Below are 15,063 nucleotides of genomic sequence, written 5' to 3'. Positions count from 1 at the left end.
AAGGGCTGAGCCAAGACTCAGCCCTTATTACGAAAAAACGTAACAGGTTTTGTTCCTGCTACAAAATGTAAGCCTTTACATTTTGCGTTTAAACTGGTATCCAATTGAAATCGTTCACTATTGGATAAAAGCTATGAAACTTAAATTCCTGTGTTTTTCTATCGTCTTGTGCAGTTATTCAGCTGTAGCTGCTGACTGGCAACCCTTACTGGATAAAGATCTGAGCCAGTGGGATACCTACTTAAGCTATAAACATAAAGAGTCTTATGATGGTTCTGTGCCTAAAGATAAACAGGGAAATCCTATAGCTCCTATAGGTTTAAATAAGGGCAATGACGAGCATAAAGTTTTTACTATGCAGCAAGAAAACAATGAGCCAGTGCTGAGAGTCAGTGGTGAAATTTATGGTGCTGTGACCAGTAAAAAATCCTATAAAAATTATCACTTAAAACTGCAATTTCGTTGGGGTGATAAAAAATGGCCACCACGTCTGAATAAACTCAAAGACAGCGGTATTTTGTATCATGCCAATGGTGAACATGGTCAGGAGTATTTCCGCACCTGGATGTTGTCGCAGGAATTTCAAATCATGGAAGGTCATAACGGAGATTATTGGCAACAAGCAACCTCGGCTATTGATGTCAGAGCTTTTTTACCTGAGTCAATTATGAATGCGGTGGCCGATGAGACTCAGCCCTTTATAAAAGTGGGCAAAGGCGAAGAGCTGCAGGGCTTTGTGTTGCGTAAAGACAATCATGAAAAACCGGCAGGGCAGTGGAATACGCTGGAACTGATCACTTTTGAAGGTCAAAGCCTGCATATAGTGAATGGCCATGTGGTGATGGTGTTGCGTAACTCCAGATATGTCACGCCAGAAGGCAAAACTGAACCTTTAATTGAAGGCAAAATTCAGCTGCAAAGTGAAGCAGCAGAACTGTTCTATAAAGGCATACTAATTAAGCCTTTAGAGCAAATGCCGGCAGAATACAGCAAGCTGTTTTTGTAATGGGATTAAAAAAACATCGGGAATGTTTTTTAACAACGCGAAGCGTTGGCCCGAAGGGTGAGCGCCATGGATGGCGGCGAATAAAGTAAGGCAGCCAAATGGCTGCCTCAACTTTATGCGCTAGTCGAACAAGAACGTCAGAATTTATAGCCAGCGTTAAAGACTGCGACAGTTCTGCTGTCGCCATCACGACGGCCACCATCGTAATCTGCTGTGCCTAAACCACCACCTAAAGTCCAGCCACGACCGCTAAAACCACTGAAGTGGTAATCATAAGTGGCCAGCAATAAAGATTTGCTATCAAACACATCAGAGCCTGAAGCATATTGAGCACCAAATACGTGCTGACTACCAGCAGATGGTGCTATATGAAAACCTACAGCTGCGCCGCCAATACCTACACCCACATAAACAGCCATATTATCTTCGCGGTACATAAATTTACCGCCTAAGTCGCCGTACTGAGAGCCAAAACCTGCGGCTGGCACAAATTCACCAGCCTGAGCAACGCCTGCTGCGAATACTGTTGCGACTACTAAGGTGGCCAGAGTTAATTTAATTTTCATTGTTATGATCCCTCTTTAAAACACAGACCGGAAGTTGCCCGGTTCACATAAGGCCGCAGTGTACCTTTGGTAACTGAACGGCAGCTTACTGCTGTTTAAAGCCATTGTTGGAAAGGTCAGGCCCTGAAATGAACAGGTTGAAAAATGAGCGTACAGTTCAGCTTAGGCTCATATTTACAGGTGCAAACTAAAAATCCACCTGCTAGTGGGGGCTGTAATGAAGTTTAGATATTACCCCGGGGCAGTCTCAATACCATAAGGTATTAGCTTAAGTAAAAAGACAGGAGTGCATCCTATGAGTGCAATCAAACAACAGAAAAGTGCGCAACCCTTTACCTTTGACGCCACTAAGAACGATACAGATTTAACCCAGCAAGAGCGCCGGGCTTTAAGTTTAGTCTGGAGTGATGCTGAGTCAGAGCCTGTGAAATCCAAAAGTCCTGACTTCACTACAGATCACTGTGCTGAGCTTGGTTATAACTAGGCCGATGTGTCACCACTCATCTGTAGTTCTGATTTTAGCCAGACTCAAGCAAGGCAGTTGACAGTTTTACAATGAACCCGCAGCTGTCTTCTGCTTTGCTTGTTTTTCGCTGTCAGTTTTTTTGATACAAAGCCAGCTGTTGCATCAGTTGCCAGACGCTTTGAGGTTGTTCCGTCGCCTGTAAATAGTCTCCGACTTTTTGCCGCTGTTCTGCTGATTTATTCTGCGAGAGTTTCATTTTCCCAACAACGCTGCTGATTTCTATCCGCACCCCACAAATGCCGTTCACCAGCTTTTGCTGATAATCCGCAGATTGCAGCATGTCTGGTGCGGAAAAACTTTCCTGCCTTCGTACTAAAGCCAGAGTTTGTTCTGTATCTAAAGTAAAAGCTGTACCTTTGAGTTCAACCAGGCTGTAGTTCCAGGTTGAAACAGCCTGCTCATCGCCATAACAGTCAGCTGCGACAAAAGCATGAGGCCCCATAATCACAATTTGCACCTGCTGTTCATTGAGCTGCTTTAACTGCGGATTATTGCGGGCCAGATGGCAAAATACAGTCAGATGATCGTTCTGCCAGTCCATTAAAAATGGCAAGGGGCTGTAATACAAATCCGGGCTGTTACTCAACAGCAAACCAAAATAATGCTGCTGTAAAAAAGAGCGGATCTGATCTAAATCGTCGCTCTGAAAGTGTTTAGGTAAATACATAGTGTTTTAGCTTTCCCTTTTGACGACAAAAGCATTGTGGCATAACTGATAACCCACTTTGGGGTAATAACTCATCGCACTTTCGGCGCTATGCAATAACTGCTGCACTTGTGGCCCTGTGACTACTTGCACCTGACGTAACAACTCTTTACCTATGCCTTGTTGTTGCAGGCTTTTATCGACCAACAAATCGCAGATATAAACCACCCATGCTTTGTCTGTCATGCAGCGGGCTAAGCCCACCAATTGACCGTTTTGCCGCGCTGTCAGCAGTAAATTCGCGCTGGACAGCAGGGTTGCCATCCGGCTTTTATCCTCTGTGGGCCTGTTGATGCCAGAGGCTTTATACAAAGTCAGCATTTCTTCTAAATCAAAACTGGATTCCACCTGATAACTCAGCATATACATTCCTCTTCGCTTGTAGAAGACGCTGTTTTATCGCTAAACTGGTTCTATAGGAAGTGCCAGTTTTGTTAAAGTGAGAGATCCAGTTTGCGTATAGAACTTGGAAGTTTTTTTCTGTCTGGTGAAGGCTCCCTGCAACAGCAGTTGTATCAGGCATTACGCGAAAAGCTGCTGACTTCGCAGTGGCCTGCAGAGGCCTTATTGCCCTCCAGCCGTCAATTAGCTCTGGATTTAAAGTTAAGCCGCAATACTGTCAATCAGGTGTTGCAACAGCTGGTGGCCGAAGGTTATTTGTTGGGCCAACCAGGCCGGGGTTATCAGGTGGTGGCTGTGGCTCCGGATCAATTTTTTCAGGCAAGCGAACATGCACAAGTGGCGCTGGCACCGGCTCAAATCACAGTATTTGACTATGGGGTTACAGCTAAAACCGGGCCAGCTTCGGGTTTGCTGCAAACCGGAGTGCCAGACTTATCGGCCTTTCCTTTTGCCTTGTGGCAAAAGTTAACCCAAGGTCACAGTGGCAGAAGTGCTTTAGCCGGTATGGCGGATGCGATGGGGTATTTACCACTGCGCCAGGCGCTTAATCATTATTTACGCCAGTCCCGTCAGGTGCTTTGTGATGAAGATTGTATTGTGATCACACCAGGCGCTCAGGCTGCTTTGTTTATTGCCACTAAGCTGGTGAGTCAGGCAGGGGATAAAGTGGCGATGGAATCGCCTGGTTATCCCCGTTTACGTCAGGCCTTGCAGTTATCTGAAGCCGATATTCATTATATTGATGCCAGTTCAGACAGCGGGCTTGCCACTGCTGATCTCCCTCGCCTGAACGGCTGTAAAGCCTTGTTTGTGACTCCGGCCCACCAGTACCCTATGGGCGGTATTATGCCGCTGTCAGAAAGGTTGCATTTACTTGAATGGGCCAGACAGCAGCACTGTGTTTTGGTCGAAGACGACTACGACAGTGAATTCCAGTTTAAACACAGACCTATTGCCAGCTTGCAGGGCCTGGCACAAGGGCAAGGGGTGATCTATGTCGGCTCCTTTAGTAAAACCTTATTTCCTGCTTTGCGTTTAGGTTATCTGGTGTTACCCAAACTTTGGGCCGCTAAAGCGGCCGCTTTATTACAGGCTTTGTATGGCGACGTGGCTTTATTGCCTCAGGCGGTGACGGCAGATTTTATGCTTGAAGGGCATTTTGGCCGGCATTTGCGAAAAATGCGCCAGCTGTACCAGCACAAACAACAGTTTTTCCTGCAACTTCTTGCAGAGTTTCTGCCAGAGGCGAAGCTACACGCCCGTTATGCCGGTTTACATATCAGTCTTGAGTTTCCTTATGAAGTGGCAGATCAGCAGTTAACGGCCGAATTATTAAAAGCAGGCTACAGAGTACAGCCTTTGAGCCGTTATGTATTTGCAGGGCCTGCGCGTACTGGCCTGGTGATAGGCTTAGCCAACAGTTCAGAGCAGCAACTACGGTCAGGTGTACAGTTTATTGCGCGCTTGCTGCCTTCGTATAAAAAAGTCTGAAAAGCAGAAATCATTGATTAAATTGCAAATGGGAATTATTATCATCTGAGTTTTTTACTGAGCCTATACACCAGATGACAGAACCCAAGCCACAAAATACACCCAACAAACTGCTTAAAACTATTCGGCAATGGCTGGGCTTTGCCGTTGTACTGACTGGTGCTTTTGTATTACTGCTTGAAAGTTTTGCTGTGATCCCTGGTTGATACTCTGGCGTAGGCCACAGATCTCTGGATCAGGCCGCAGCGCCTTCATCTGCAGGCATTAAGATCCTGATCTTGTTGTTCTTCTGTACACTGATTACAATCGCTGCCATTTCCGCTGTTTGTATGGAGTTCTGATGAATAAAAGTCTTTTAACCAATCTGTTGTCTTTAGTACTGATGGCTGCTGGCTGGATTTTCGCCTTGCCATGGTTATGGGCTATTGGTCTGTTTGCCTTTTCCGGTGCTGTGACCAACTGGCTGGCTATTCATATGTTGTTTGAAAAAGTGCCTTTCTTGTACGGGTCTGGGGTCATACCTGCGCGTTTCAGCGAGTTCAAACAAGGTATTTATGATCTGATCATGGGGCAGTTTTTCAGCAAAGAAAATCTGCAGCGTTTGCTTGCTGAGCAACATGAGCAAGACGCAGTCAGCTTAAAACTGGCACCTGTGATTGAAGCCATCGACTTATCACCCGCTTTTGATGCCTTACTGGAGACAGTCCAAAAATCTTCTTTAGGTGGAATGCTGGCGATGTTTGGTGGTGCTCAGATGTTAGTGCCGTTAAAAGAGCCTTTTATCGAAAACCTGAGCCGTTCTTTAATCGAGCTGGCAGACAGCCCTGAAGTACAACAACAACTTAAAAATCAGTTGCACCAAGGCGATACTATTGATTTGTTGCAACCTAAAATTGCCGCTGTAGTCGAGGCTCGTTTAGCTGAGCTGACACCTCAAATGGTGAAAGACATAGTGCAGCAGATGATCCGTCAGCATTTAGGCTGGTTGGTAGTCTGGGGCGGCGTCTTTGGTGGCCTGATAGGTTTATTAAGTAGTTTTATTCCTGCGATTTGATTAAAACAATAATAAGGGGCAGAGTTGTCTGCCTCTTACTATCAAAATGACAGGTTAAGCTAAAAAAATCTCACCCTGTAAATAGAGTTTGGCCTGACCCGAAACCAGTACTCTTTCACCCGCCAATTCACAGCGTAATACACCGCCTCGTGCCGATGACTGACAGGCCATTAACTGAGTTTTACCAAGCTGTTCTGCCCAATACGGCACTAAACCCGCATGAATGGAACCTGTTACCGGATCTTCATCACCGCCATTGGCAGGCCAGAAATAACGTGAAACAAAGTCGTAATCTGTGCCCGGCGCCGTGGCCACCACATCATAAGGTGCCAACTTTTTCAGTTCATGGCTGTTGGTCGATAGCTGCTTTACCTGCTCTTCATCGGTATAAATCGCAAAATAAGCCTGCGCACTTTGCAACACCAAAGTCGGAGTTATAGATAATCCTGTCATCAAGGCATCTGGCGCTGTGACCGGGCTGGCAGGGCGCTTAGGAAAATCCATTTGGATCCAGCCATCAGCTTGTTGGCTTACCACTAAATCGCCTACTTCCAGGGTACTGAAGCTAAGGATGGTACTGTTGCTTTGAGCAAATAATACAAAAGCTGCAGCTAAGGTGGCATGACCACAAAAATCAATTTCAGTGACAGGAGAAAACCAGCGGATCTGATAATGATCTTTCGCCAAAGGCAATACAAAGGCGGTTTCAGATAAGTTATTTTCGGTGGCGATCTGTTGCATCAGTTCATCACTAATGGCCTGTTGCAAAGGCACAACGGCGGCATAATTGCCTTTAAATAGCTGATCGGTAAAAGCATCTACCTGATAAATCGGAAGTTTCATAGGCGTCATTCCTCTGTCTAACCTTAAGTTGCTGCATCATAGCTCAGAAATACACAGCAGAAAGACTGAACTTGCTTATAATACCTCAGCATTTTTTTGAGGATTCTTGATGAAAACGGTAATTTCTGTGGTGATAACAGGCTTGTTGTTTTGTGGCTTTGCTTTTGCGAATGATGTGGATATGGAAAAAACCATGAAGCAAATGGCGCTGAACTTTAAACAAGCTAAAGAAGCGCAGTCGGTGGAGCAGATGACGCTGGCATTAGCCAGTTTTGAAACTCAATTGCAGCAAGCCCAGCAAGGCAAATTTCAGGCGGACAAAGCAGAGCTGTATCAGCAAGGTTTAAAAGAACTGGCTGTTGAAGTGGATCAGGCCCAATTGTTATTAGCGCAGCAGGATTTGGAAGGGGCGAAGCAGCAACTGCTGAAGATGGATGAACTGCGGAAAAAATACCATAAACATCGTAAACCCAGCTTCTGGCAGCTGATTTTTGGCTAAGCAGTGCTGACAATTCATCACAGATTTTTTCTGCAAATGGCGACAAACTGATGTTTTTTATCCAGGAGGGTTGATTATGCGTTGTGTAGCTATGGTTTTTTTATGTTGTTCCGGCATGGCGTGGGCTTCCTGCCCAGGCCAGTTTGATAGCAGCACCGATCAACAATGGAACCAGTTCCGTTTGCATTCTGATGTAAAAGCTTTGGCTCCTTTGTTGTCCGACAACTTTGTACTGACTCACTCCGATGGCAGAGTGGAAGATAAACAAAGTTATTTACAGGATTTAGCCAGCAGCAACAGAGTAAACACTCAAATTGAAAACTTTGATGTGCAGATCCGCTGTTTTGAGAATACAGCTTTAGTAACAGGACGCACTAAGCAGCAAGGCATTTCAGCAGGTAAAGCCTGGCAGGGCGAATTCCGCTTTACCCGGGTCTGGTTTTATCAGAATAACCAATGGCAGCTACAGGCATCGCATTCTTCACGTTTGCCTTAACTGGCTTTTTCAGGCCGGATTGAAGTATATTGCACACAATTCAATTGAGTCCGGCTATCTGATGACCCCAGAAAACGACGATTATTTAGTATTAGAAAAACAGCTGTGTTTTTCACTTTACAGCGCCAGTCACCGGCTGGTGCGCAGTTACCGCTTATTGCTGGACCCTTTGGATCTGACCTATCCGCAGTATCTGGCCATGCTGGTGTTGTGGCAGCAACCTGAACTCAATGTCAAAGATTTAGGTGAAAAACTGCATCTGGACTCAGGCACTTTAACGCCTTTGTTAAAACGGCTGGAAAACAAAGGCTTCGTCAGCAGAACCCGCAGCCAGCAGGATGAGCGGGTAGTGCAGATCCGCCTGACTGAGCAGGGACAGTTGTTAAAGGCTCAGGCCAGTCATATCCCAAAAACTATTTTTCAGCAATCAGGTTTGCCGTTAGAACAGTTGCAGCAGTTAAAACGCAACTGTGATTTGTTATTTCAGCAACTCGAAGCCTTGTAATAGGTTTTCGCATCCCCATTTCAGTCATCAGATCCTTGCAAAGGGCAGGATGGTTTCAATGAGGCAAAAAGCATGAGTTTATCTTTTTACAGCGCGTCAGTTCCGGTCTTTAAACAGTTCCTCACCAGTTTAAAAGACTTATTGGTTAAAGCTGAAAAATTCAGCCAGCAAAAAGATTTAGCCGATGCAGTGCTGCTGCAATCGCGTTTATACCCTGATATGTTTCCGCTGCTGCGTCAGGTACAAATTGCCGCCGATTTTGCTAAAAGTGTGTCTGCCCGTTTAGCTGGTGTTGAAGTTCCGGGGTATGAAGACACTGAGCAGACTTTTGCTGAACTGCAGCAACGTCTGGATAAAACTCTGGCTTTCCTTGATACCTTAAGTGCAGAGCAATTTGCCAATGCAGCAGAAAAAGAAATTGTATTGCGTGCTGGCACACCAAAAGAAAAACGTTTTACCGGTAGTCAGTATTTAGCTCAATATGGCTTGCCACAGTTTTATTTCCATGTGACGACCAGTTACGCTTTGTTGCGTCACAATGGTGTTGAAGTAGGTAAAAAAGACTATATGGGTCAGATCTAGGTCATGTAGGGGCGGGTAAAGGGCAGGGACAAGCCCAGCCCCTGCGGTACCCGCCCGTCTTCGTTCAATTCTGCACAGAGCTATTGCATGAAGCCAACAAAACGGTGGTTTTAAGTACGGAGGAGTTTGGCTTACTCGAAGTACAAAATACCGTCGCGAGCTTCGGTATTAATATTGTGGTATTGCTTTAAAATCAGCTGCCATTTTTCCGCAATAAACTGTTGTTGACCATTTTTCCGGAATTTTTCTGCAGCTAATGTCCAGCTTTGCATCAGTTTTGGATCTGTGCCTGATTTAGACATCAGCAGGTAAACCTCTGACGTTCTGAGTGTATACACGGCTTTAATATCATCTGCGTTCAAGCCTTCTTCCCACAACAAATGCTGAATTCCCTGACTTTCGTAAGCGATTAAATCCAGCCGGCCTGAGCGCAATCTTTGAATATTTTGTTGATGGTTGACTGAAGGATGCAGGTTGTTAAAGTCTTGTTCCAGTAACCATTCTTCTCTGATATCCCCCCGAACCACACCTATGGCTTTGACCTTCCGCAATTGATCCAGCGTTTTAATTTGCACAGAATTTGAACTCAGAGCATAGGCTGACCAGCTTTTAACAACCAGCTGTCCAATCCAATAAAACTCTTGTTCCCTTTGTTCTGTTTTGGAAAAGCTGAACAGCAGGACATTAGGTTGTGTGCGGGCAATATGAATAGCACGGGCTTCAGGCATAACTTCTATTTTAGTTTTGTCATTCAGGCTGCGTTGAATAGCTTGTACCACCTCAACAGAAAAACCTGTCAGCTGGCCGTGGCTATCCAGATAACTGGCCGGAGGTTCCACCACTGTGATGATGCGCAACGCCTGACTTTGAACAGAGAAACTGGCAAAAAAGAAAAACACACCCACAATCCATCGCATGGTCAGCTTTCTCTGATTAAGAAACACTGTGTTAGGTATAGTCAGGTTTCACAGTGCTGGCAACAAAGAGTTTCCACAAGTGATCAAAGACGGACAAGGCGTTTTAATTTCGCCGCTGGCAACAAAATAATTAAATTGCCCAAAGCCACAATACAAACACCAATAAGAGCTGACCAGCTCCAGTGGTAGTTTTCAAACCAGGTGGAAATACCTAAAGCAACAATAGGGAATAACACCATAGTATAGGCCGCTTTTGCCGGGCCTATGCGGCCTACCAAAGTTAAATAGGCACCAAAAGCCAGTACAGATCCAAACAAGGACAAATACAGCAAGGACAGGCTAAAACTGGCTGACATAGTAAAGACCGGCATAATGCCTTGTGTTAAAGCCAATAGGGCCATCATGCCAGCGCCATAAGCCATACCAAAGACATTAGTCTGAACTACAGGTAAATGTTGTTGCTGGTTTTTGGAGGACAGCATATTGCCAAGCGAGGCGATGTAAGTGCCGACAATACTGAGCACTAAACCCCAAAAAGCAGAACCATTACTTTCCAGCCCTGCTATCTCTGGCCAGAATACAAAAGCTATACCCAAAATACCTAACAAGGCCCCCAGCAAAGTTTTTGTGTCCACAGGTCGGCCAAAAAACAAGGCACCATTGAGGATGTTCATCAACACTATACTGGAAAACACCACAGCAATAAGACCACTGGTTAAATCAGAAGTGGCCAGATAAATCAGCAAGTAGTTTAAGCAAAATAAAAACAAACCTTGCAGCGCCATCCAGCCATGCTGACGACGGCTAAAGCGCAGCGGCAATTTACGCCATAAACACCAGAACCATAGCAATAGAGCCGCTAAACCAAAACGATAGGCAATAGACCACATTTCCGGCACATCGCCGAGTTGAAACTTAATGGCAAAAAAAGTAGAACCCCAAATCAGCACTGTCGCCAGATACAGGGTAATAGAATGGGTCAGCATAAAGCCTCATTAAAACTGCGGTATTTAATCAGTCTCTGCCGAAGTTTTGGTTAATGTAGTGCGAAAATCACTTTGTGCTTTCTTTTTAAAATCACGCTGCACTATGTCAAGGGCGGCAAGCACAGTGTGGGCTGGCAAATCCTGTTGCTCCAACAACAGGATCAGTTCTACAGCCAATTGCACCTCAAGTGGTGCTTCTGATAAAGCAGGGTGCTTAGTTTTTGTCACGTTGGGTGTCTAAAAAACCTTTGGCCTTGGCAACAGCTTCACGCACTTTCATGATCATTTCAAAACGTTCAGTCTGAGGCAGATAAAAGGCCATATCTACTTCATAACGAATATACTTAGGCGGCAAAAGATTCAGTACTATGCAGCATAAGTCAGCCAAATATTCGGTGTCGTGCTCATCATCTAAACGTAACTCAACCAGATGGTCCAACAGAAGTTTTTCGTAATAATTATGGATATCGTCATCTAACTTCATCTGTTACTCCTTGTGTGGCTGAACTTTATGTTCTGGCCGCTTATGACTTCTGCCTAAGCATAATCAGTTCGAACATAAAACGCTACTGACTGCTGTGAACTTCAGGTTGTGCTGATAGAATACAGCGGTCAAAACAACAGGCTATGGCCTAAGATTAAAAAAATGCAAAAGAATACAACCCCTTGTTACTACGGTGACTACCTGCAACTGGACAAAATTTTAACAGCCCAGGCGCCTGAAAGTGCAAAGTATGCCAATGAAGCCCATGATGAAACCCTGTTTATTGTGGTGCATCAGGTGTACGAATTATGGTTTAAACAAGTGCTGCATGAACTCAAAGCCGTGCTTGGCGTCTTTGCTGCAGATGAAGTGAAAGATCAGCAACTGACAGGGGTAGTGCATAAACTCAAGCGGGTTATTACCATTCAGCAACTGATGAACCAGCAAATTGGGGTGATGGAAACCATGACGCCTCAGGATTTTATGTCATTCCGCGACTACCTGGTGCCTGCCTCTGGTTTTCAAAGCGTGCAGTTTAAGATGCTGGAAATTGGTCTGGGTTTAAAAAGTGAATACCGCATCGACTTTGATAAAAACTCTTTTTACAGCCGTTTAAATGAAAAAGACCGGAGCTTTTTAGAAGGACTGGAAACTCAGCCGAGTTTGTTTGAGCAAGTGGAAAAGTGGCTGGAACGTATGCCATTTTTGCAATTTGGTGATTTCAGTTTCTGGCAGATGTACCAGCAAGCAACTGAAAAAATGCTGAACGAAGATGAAAGCACTGTCTTGGCTATTGAACAAATTGCCGAACATGAACGCGAACTGCAGCTCAGAGAAATCGTCAACACCAGAGCCAAGTTTGCTGCTTTGCTGGATAAAGACAAATATGCTGAACTGCAACAGCAAGGCAGCTTCCGTTTAAGTCAGCGCGCTATGCTGGCTGCTTTGTTTATCACTTTGTATCAGGAAGAACCTGTGTTTAACCTGCCATTTCAGGTCTTAACCTGTCTGACTGAAATTGATGAAAACATGACCATCTGGCGCTACAAACATGCCATGATGGTGCAGCGTATGCTGGGGACTAAAATTGGTACTGGCGGATCTTCAGGTCATGATTATTTAAAACGCACCACAGAAAAAAACCGCATCTTTACCGATTTGTTCCACATGGCAACTTTCCTGCTGCCAAAATCGGATTTGCCGGATTTGCCTCTGACAGTGCGTAAACAACTGGGATTTTATTTCGCTGGCGCCCAGCAGATTTAAATTGTAGGGTGGGGGTTATCCCCGCCCGTCTTAAATTCCAAACAAATCTCTATCGGGTTTTGTTACAGCCTGCAGGGTAGGGTGCAATCGACGCGAAGCGACATTGCGCCATGACGCCACAGCACCAATGCGCACGCAATCAACTTATGGCGGATTGCCTGTGGCAAATCCACCCTACCTCGCTTCAAGTACGAAGGGCATGATGTAGGGTGCAATCAACGCGAAGCGACATTGCGCCACAGCACCAATGCGCACTCCTTCAACTTATGGCGGATTGCCTGCGGCGAATCCACCCTACTTTGTTTCAAGCACGAAGGGCATGATGTAGGGTGCAATCGACGCGAAGTGACATTGCACCATTACGCTACAGCACCACAGTGCGCACCCCATCAACTTATGGCGGATTGCCTGTGGCGAATCCACCCTACCTTGTTTCAAGCACGTAAAGCATGAAACCAACGGTTTGTATTTGGCAAGGACAAACCGCTGACTTTAAAGGCCGCATAAAACAGCTGTAAATGGATTTGAGTTAAGGCATCGAGATCACGCTGATAACCCCCACCAATCACAGCTGCAACCGGAATTTCGCGCTTGTGGCATTCGTTTAATACATACCAGTCGCGCTCTGCCACTCCAGCAGTGCTGATATGCAACAACCCCAAATCGTCTTGCTGATGAATATCTATACCCGCGTCAAAAATCACTAAATCGGGCTGATGAATACGTAATAAATACTCCAGGCTTTGCTTTACTGCAGCCAGATACTCTCCATCAGTACAGGCGGTTGGTAAGCCAAGATCCCAACTGGACTGCTGTTTGCGGGCCGGAAAGTTTTTTTCGCCATGTAAAGAGGCTGTGATAATAGCGGGTTCATCGGAAAAAATGGCGGCAGTGCCGTCGCCCTGATGCACATCACAATCAAAAATCAGCACTTTGTCCACACCCTGAGTTAAGGCATAACGGGCAGCTACTGCTAAATCATTAAATAAACAAAAACCACTGCCTTCGCCGACAAAAGCATGGTGATAACCTCCACTTAAATGCAAAGCCAGCCCTTGTTGTAACGCCAGCTGCACTGTTTGCACTGTGCCACCAACCGAAGTTAAAGAGCGTGTTACTAATTGTTCTGACCAGGGGAAGCCTATACGGCGCATAGCTTTTGCGTCCAACTGACCAGAAATCAGTTGCTTTGTATAGAAGGGGTCATGCACTGAGCCTAGCTGATCTGTAGTTGCGATTTGAGATGAAGTGAACTGATCAACAGGCACACCCAACTCTAATAAGGCCTGATACAAAGCCTGATATTTACCTATGGGGTAACGGTGTTTAAAGGGCAGTTCCAGTTGACTGTAAATAGGGTGATAAATCAGCCCCGGCGGTTTTGTTCGGACCACTGAATTTCTACCTCTAATTCGCTTAAGGCTTTACGGCAACGGCCTAAACGGGCATGAATAGCCAGCACTCTGTCGGCGCTGGTATCTGCTGATCCACCGGACAACTGGCGTTGTTCCAGTTCAAGCATATCCAATAAACGTCGCTCAAAGCCCTGATATTCGGACAGTTGCTGATACAATTCCTGAGTAGAGCGGCGCAATTGCCCTACCATAGCCTGAGCTTGCTCTGACGCGTTAGGGGATGCAGGGCGTTTTTTGCCTTTACCAGGTAAATAACGTAAATCTTTGGTTTGAAAAGCCCGGCTTAATGCCTGAATTTGTGCGCTGAGTTTAGCCGCTAAGGCCTGAGCTGAGCTGGTGCGCTGCTCAGTGCTGAGCTTTAAGCGTTTTAGCATAGCTTCGGCTTCCAGCACATAGTCGGTTAAAAAAGGCGAATGGGATTGAAACAAGTCGCTGTCAAACCAGGCTTTTTGTTGCCAGCTGCTTTGTTTACCATCTATTGCTTTGGCTTGTTGGGTCAGCTGTTTGAGTTGTTGCTCAAGCGCAGCCAATAAGTCTTTCATCCATTGCTCCAGGCTTGCCATAACAAGCGGGCGGTAATAGCTAATACCATAGTTAAAAATATCGGCCTGATAAACTTACTGCCAAAACGAATCGCTGAACGGGCACCAAAATAGGACCCAAGCATTAAACAGGCCCCCATTGCCAGCCCTAATGCCCAATAAATATGACCAAGCCAGGCAAAAGTCACAAGCGCAAATACATTACTGACACAGTTCATTGAACGGGCTACACCGCTGGTCAGCAGTAAATTGATTTTATACAGCGCCATGGTCGACACCATCCAGAAAGCGCCAGTGCCAGGGCCTGCCAAACCATCATAAAAACCTAAAGTAAAACCCTGAGCGCGTTGTTGCCAGAAATGGTTGGGGGTCTGCTCTGGTAAAGTAAGCTGATCATCCGGCTGCATTTTTGCAAATAAACTGTATAAAGCGGCTATCACAATAAAAAACGGAATAATACGTTCCAGCCATTCTTTGCTGATTAAATCCACCACTAAAGTGCCACAAACAGCACCAATAGCGGTGAATATCAACGCTGTACGCCAAAATGCAGGGTCAAAAAGCCTGCGTCTATAATAGGTGACTGAAGCGGTAATGGAGCCAAAAGTAGCAGCCAGTTTATTGGTGCCTAATACCAGATGAGGCGGTAAACCTGCGGTCAACAACGCAGGTACAGTTAATAAACCTCCGCCTCCGGCTATTGCATCAATAAAACCAGCTACTAAAGCCACAACACATAAAGCGGCGACGACCCAGAGTTCTAAACCTAATTCCATT

General features: G+C 45.5%; 21 protein-coding genes. 10 read left to right on the top strand and 11 right to left on the bottom strand.

The window, feature by feature from the left end; all coding sequences use genetic code 11:
• Positions 1–133 precede the first annotated feature (133 nt).
• A complete protein-coding gene (locus tag RHEIN_RS04120) occupies positions 134–1,006 on the top strand; it encodes a 3-keto-disaccharide hydrolase (protein WP_008897714.1) in 873 nt (290 codons plus the stop codon).
• 137 nt (positions 1,007–1,143) lie between these two features.
• On the opposite strand, the gene RHEIN_RS04115 is transcribed toward RHEIN_RS04120, so the two are convergent.
• The gene (locus tag RHEIN_RS04115) at positions 1,144–1,572 is read right to left on the bottom strand and encodes a hypothetical protein (RefSeq protein ID WP_008897713.1); all 429 of its coding nucleotides are present in this window, start codon (positions 1,570–1,572) and stop codon (positions 1,144–1,146) included.
• A 295-nt stretch (positions 1,573–1,867) separates the two neighbouring features.
• Between RHEIN_RS04115 and RHEIN_RS04110 the strand changes: the two genes are divergently transcribed.
• Positions 1,868–2,056: a hypothetical protein gene (locus RHEIN_RS04110; protein ID WP_008897712.1), complete on the top strand. Its 189-nt coding sequence runs from the start codon at positions 1,868–1,870 to the stop codon at positions 2,054–2,056.
• Between the two features lie 112 nt (positions 2,057–2,168).
• Here the strand turns inward: RHEIN_RS04110 and RHEIN_RS04105 are convergent, their stop codons facing one another.
• Together RHEIN_RS04105 and RHEIN_RS04100 are read right to left on the bottom strand one after the other, a co-directional pair.
• Entirely contained in the window at positions 2,169–2,765 is a 597-nt protein-coding gene (locus RHEIN_RS04105) for an FMN-binding negative transcriptional regulator (protein ID WP_008897711.1), read from the bottom strand.
• A gap of 6 nt (positions 2,766–2,771) precedes the next feature.
• Positions 2,772–3,167 carry a GNAT family N-acetyltransferase gene (locus RHEIN_RS04100; RefSeq protein WP_008897710.1) on the bottom strand — a complete coding sequence of 132 codons (396 nt, stop codon included), beginning with the start codon at positions 3,165–3,167 and terminating at the stop codon, positions 2,772–2,774.
• A 90-nt stretch (positions 3,168–3,257) separates the two neighbouring features.
• On the opposite strand from RHEIN_RS04100, the gene pdxR reads away from it, so the two are divergent.
• From pdxR to RHEIN_RS04090, 3 genes are all read left to right on the top strand, one after another.
• On the top strand, positions 3,258–4,697 hold the full coding sequence (pdxR, locus tag RHEIN_RS04095; RefSeq protein WP_008897709.1) for a MocR-like pyridoxine biosynthesis transcription factor PdxR: 1,440 nt from the start codon (positions 3,258–3,260) through the stop codon (positions 4,695–4,697).
• Positions 4,698–4,771: 74 nt separating this feature from the next.
• Positions 4,772–4,903 (top strand): hypothetical protein, encoded by a 132-nt coding sequence (locus tag RHEIN_RS21345; protein WP_008897708.1) that lies wholly within the window; start codon positions 4,772–4,774, stop codon positions 4,901–4,903.
• A gap of 134 nt (positions 4,904–5,037) precedes the next feature.
• Positions 5,038–5,751 carry a hypothetical protein gene (locus tag RHEIN_RS04090; protein WP_008897707.1) on the top strand — a complete coding sequence of 238 codons (714 nt, stop codon included), beginning with the start codon at positions 5,038–5,040 and terminating at the stop codon, positions 5,749–5,751.
• A 54-nt stretch (positions 5,752–5,805) separates the two neighbouring features.
• On the opposite strand, the gene RHEIN_RS04085 is transcribed toward RHEIN_RS04090, so the two are convergent.
• The gene (locus tag RHEIN_RS04085) at positions 5,806–6,594 is read right to left on the bottom strand and encodes a PhzF family phenazine biosynthesis protein (protein ID WP_008897706.1); all 789 of its coding nucleotides are present in this window, start codon (positions 6,592–6,594) and stop codon (positions 5,806–5,808) included.
• 109 nt (positions 6,595–6,703) lie between these two features.
• On the opposite strand from RHEIN_RS04085, the gene RHEIN_RS04080 reads away from it, so the two are divergent.
• From RHEIN_RS04080 to RHEIN_RS04065, 4 genes are all read left to right on the top strand, one after another.
• The gene (locus tag RHEIN_RS04080) at positions 6,704–7,093 is read left to right on the top strand and encodes a cytochrome b562 (protein ID WP_008897705.1); all 390 of its coding nucleotides are present in this window, start codon (positions 6,704–6,706) and stop codon (positions 7,091–7,093) included.
• 76 nt (positions 7,094–7,169) lie between these two features.
• A complete protein-coding gene (locus tag RHEIN_RS04075; RefSeq protein ID WP_008897704.1) occupies positions 7,170–7,589 on the top strand; it encodes a nuclear transport factor 2 family protein in 420 nt (139 codons plus the stop codon).
• Positions 7,590–7,650: 61 nt separating this feature from the next.
• Positions 7,651–8,094 carry a MarR family winged helix-turn-helix transcriptional regulator gene (locus tag RHEIN_RS04070; RefSeq protein ID WP_008897703.1) on the top strand — a complete coding sequence of 148 codons (444 nt, stop codon included), beginning with the start codon at positions 7,651–7,653 and terminating at the stop codon, positions 8,092–8,094.
• Between the two features lie 72 nt (positions 8,095–8,166).
• Entirely contained in the window at positions 8,167–8,676 is a 510-nt protein-coding gene (locus RHEIN_RS04065; protein WP_008897702.1) for a DUF1993 domain-containing protein, read from the top strand.
• Between the two features lie 131 nt (positions 8,677–8,807).
• Here RHEIN_RS04065 and RHEIN_RS04060 read toward each other — a convergent pair whose 3' ends face one another.
• The 4 genes from RHEIN_RS04060 to RHEIN_RS04045 form a co-directional block, all read right to left on the bottom strand.
• Positions 8,808–9,593, bottom strand: coding sequence for a substrate-binding periplasmic protein (locus RHEIN_RS04060; protein WP_008897701.1), 786 nt, complete (start codon positions 9,591–9,593; stop codon positions 8,808–8,810).
• Between the two features lie 83 nt (positions 9,594–9,676).
• The gene (locus RHEIN_RS04055; RefSeq protein WP_008897700.1) at positions 9,677–10,579 is read right to left on the bottom strand and encodes a DMT family transporter; all 903 of its coding nucleotides are present in this window, start codon (positions 10,577–10,579) and stop codon (positions 9,677–9,679) included.
• Between the two features lie 24 nt (positions 10,580–10,603).
• Positions 10,604–10,807: a YbaM family protein gene (locus RHEIN_RS04050; protein WP_040554492.1), complete on the bottom strand. Its 204-nt coding sequence runs from the start codon at positions 10,805–10,807 to the stop codon at positions 10,604–10,606.
• Positions 10,794–11,063, bottom strand: a complete 270-nt coding sequence (locus RHEIN_RS04045) for a late competence development ComFB family protein (protein ID WP_008897699.1) — start codon at positions 11,061–11,063, stop codon at positions 10,794–10,796. The genes RHEIN_RS04050 and RHEIN_RS04045 overlap by 14 nt, the downstream gene beginning before the upstream one ends.
• Before the next feature lie 162 nt (positions 11,064–11,225).
• Here RHEIN_RS04045 and RHEIN_RS04040 point away from each other — a divergent pair, with 162 nt between their 5' ends.
• Entirely contained in the window at positions 11,226–12,329 is a 1,104-nt protein-coding gene (locus RHEIN_RS04040) for a tryptophan 2,3-dioxygenase family protein (RefSeq protein ID WP_008897698.1), read from the top strand.
• Between the two features lie 434 nt (positions 12,330–12,763).
• On the opposite strand, the gene RHEIN_RS04035 is transcribed toward RHEIN_RS04040, so the two are convergent.
• Genes RHEIN_RS04035 through RHEIN_RS04025 form a run of 3 tightly spaced genes read right to left on the bottom strand, consistent with a single transcriptional unit; the run spans position 12,764 to position 15,062 of the window.
• Positions 12,764–13,723: a histone deacetylase family protein gene (locus RHEIN_RS04035; RefSeq protein ID WP_008897697.1), complete on the bottom strand. Its 960-nt coding sequence runs from the start codon at positions 13,721–13,723 to the stop codon at positions 12,764–12,766.
• On the bottom strand, positions 13,696–14,286 hold the full coding sequence (gene priC, locus RHEIN_RS04030) for a primosomal replication protein PriC (protein WP_008897696.1): 591 nt from the start codon (positions 14,284–14,286) through the stop codon (positions 13,696–13,698). Before priC ends, RHEIN_RS04035 begins: the two co-directional genes overlap by 28 nt.
• Positions 14,283–15,062 (bottom strand): sulfite exporter TauE/SafE family protein, encoded by a 780-nt coding sequence (locus RHEIN_RS04025; RefSeq protein ID WP_008897695.1) that lies wholly within the window; start codon positions 15,060–15,062, stop codon positions 14,283–14,285. The genes priC and RHEIN_RS04025 overlap by 4 nt, the downstream gene beginning before the upstream one ends.
• Position 15,063 lies beyond the last annotated feature (1 nt).

The organism is Rheinheimera sp. A13L, from assembly GCF_000217935.1.
Classification (GTDB): domain Bacteria; phylum Pseudomonadota; class Gammaproteobacteria; order Enterobacterales; family Alteromonadaceae; genus Pararheinheimera.
This window is presented reverse-complemented; position numbering and strand designations above follow the sequence as displayed.